Source organism: Curtobacterium sp. B8 (assembly GCF_000333315.1).
Classification (GTDB): domain Bacteria; phylum Actinomycetota; class Actinomycetes; order Actinomycetales; family Microbacteriaceae; genus Curtobacterium; species Curtobacterium luteum.
Genome location: NZ_BACW01000394.1, coordinates 1 through 1,552, shown reverse-complemented (window position 1 = coordinate 1,552; position 1,552 = coordinate 1). Strand labels below are relative to the sequence as shown.

Annotated in this window: 3 protein-coding genes; all 3 read left to right on the top strand. The window is 71.4% G+C overall.

Translation table 11 applies throughout. The features are described 5' to 3' along the window. Positions 1–758, top strand: a 758-nt coding sequence (locus I59_RS10150) for a YebC/PmpR family DNA-binding transcriptional regulator (protein WP_022903774.1), incomplete at its 5' end; no start/stop codon positions are given. Between the two features lie 4 nt (positions 759–762). Continuing rightward, positions 763–1,428, top strand: a complete 666-nt coding sequence (ruvC, locus tag I59_RS10145) for a crossover junction endodeoxyribonuclease RuvC (RefSeq protein WP_022903773.1) — start codon at positions 763–765, stop codon at positions 1,426–1,428. Next, positions 1,425–1,552: OB-fold domain-containing protein (locus tag I59_RS23890; protein ID WP_031273569.1), on the top strand; the 128-nt coding region annotated here is incomplete at its 3' end. The genes ruvC and I59_RS23890, both read left to right, overlap by 4 nt.

The following is a 1,552-nucleotide window of genomic DNA, read 5'->3' as shown; positions in this document are numbered from 1 at the left end:
GGCATCCAAAGTGGGCAACGACCAAGCACAAGAAGGCGGTCATCGACCAGCGCCGTGCGAAGTCGTTCGCGAAGCTGATCAAGAACATCGAGGTCGCCGCGAAGATGGGCGGGGCCGACCTGTCGGGCAACCCGACCCTGGTCGACGCCGTGCAGAAGGCGAAGAAGACCTCGGTGCCGAACGACAACATCGACCGCGCCATCAAGCGCGGCGCCGGTCTGACCGGTGAGTCGATCGAGTACACGACGATCATGTACGAGGGCTACGGCCCGAACGGCGTCGCCATGCTCATCGAGTGCCTCACGGACAACAAGAACCGTGCCGCGGCCGAGGTGCGCACGGCGATGAGCCGCAACGGCGGCACCATGGCCGACCCGGGCAGCGTCGCCTACAACTTCTCCCGCAAGGGCGTCATCTCGGTCACGAAGACGGACGGCCTCGACGAGGACACCGTCATGGGTGCCGTCCTCGACGCCGGCGTCGAGGACGTCATCGACCAGGGCGGCGGCTTCGAGGTCATCACCGAGGCGTCCGACCTCGTCGCGGCACGCACCGCGCTGCAGGACGCCGGCATCGACTACGACTCCGCCGACGCCGAGTTCGTCCCGGGCCTCAAGGTCCCGGTCGACGCCGACACCGCACGCAAGGTGTTCAAGCTCATCGACGCGCTCGAGGACTCCGACGACGTGCAGAACGTCTACGCGAACTTCGACATCCCCGCGGACGTCCAGGCCGAGCTCGACGAGGACGAGGACTAGTCCGATGCTCCGGGTGCTCGGGGTCGACCCCGGGCTGACCCGGTGCGGCGTCGGCGTGGTCGAGGTCGCACCGAACCGGCGTGCCCGGCTCGTGCACGTGACCGTCGTCCGGACACCGGCGGACATGGCGCTCGAGCAACGGCTGCTGCGGATCGCCGACGGCATCGCCGCGGAGATCGACGAGCACCGCCCGCAGGCCGTCGCGGTCGAGCGCGTCTTCGCGCAGGCGAACGTCCGGACCGTCATGGGCACCGCCCAGGCGGCCGGGCTGGCCCTGCACGCCGCCGCGGCGCGCGGCCTGCCCGTCGGGCTCCACACGCCCTCCGAGGTCAAGGCGGCGATCACGGGCTACGGCAACGCCGACAAGCGACAGGTCCAGGCGATGATCGCCGCGGTCCTCGGCCTCGCCGAGGCCCCCAAGCCAGCGGACGCCGCCGACGCGTTGGCCCTGGCCGTCTGTCATGCCTGGAGGCTCGGATCACCCGACCAGGTCGGGTCCGGCCCGTCGACGCTCACGCCGGCCCAACGCGCGTGGCGGGACGCCCAGCAGGGGACGGGCGCGGATTCGCCCCTCGCGCGGGCAGCGGCGGCCGCGGCGCGCGGCGGCGCACGGGGCGTCGCGCGTGGTGCCGGGGCATCGTCGGTGGGCGGCCCTAGGCTCGGAGCATGATCGCGAGTCTCCGGGGCACCTGCATCGACGTCGCCGGGTCGAGCGTGGTGATCGAGGTCGGTGGTGTCGGGTACGCCGTCACCGTCACAACCGCTCACGCCCTCACGATGCGGCACGGCGCCGA

Bases quoted from the DNA above. Each gene is read 5' to 3' on its own strand.
- ruvC (WP_022903773.1), top strand. From the start codon at position 763: ATGCTCCGGGTGCTCGGGGTCGACCCCGGGCTGACCCGGTGCGGCGTC.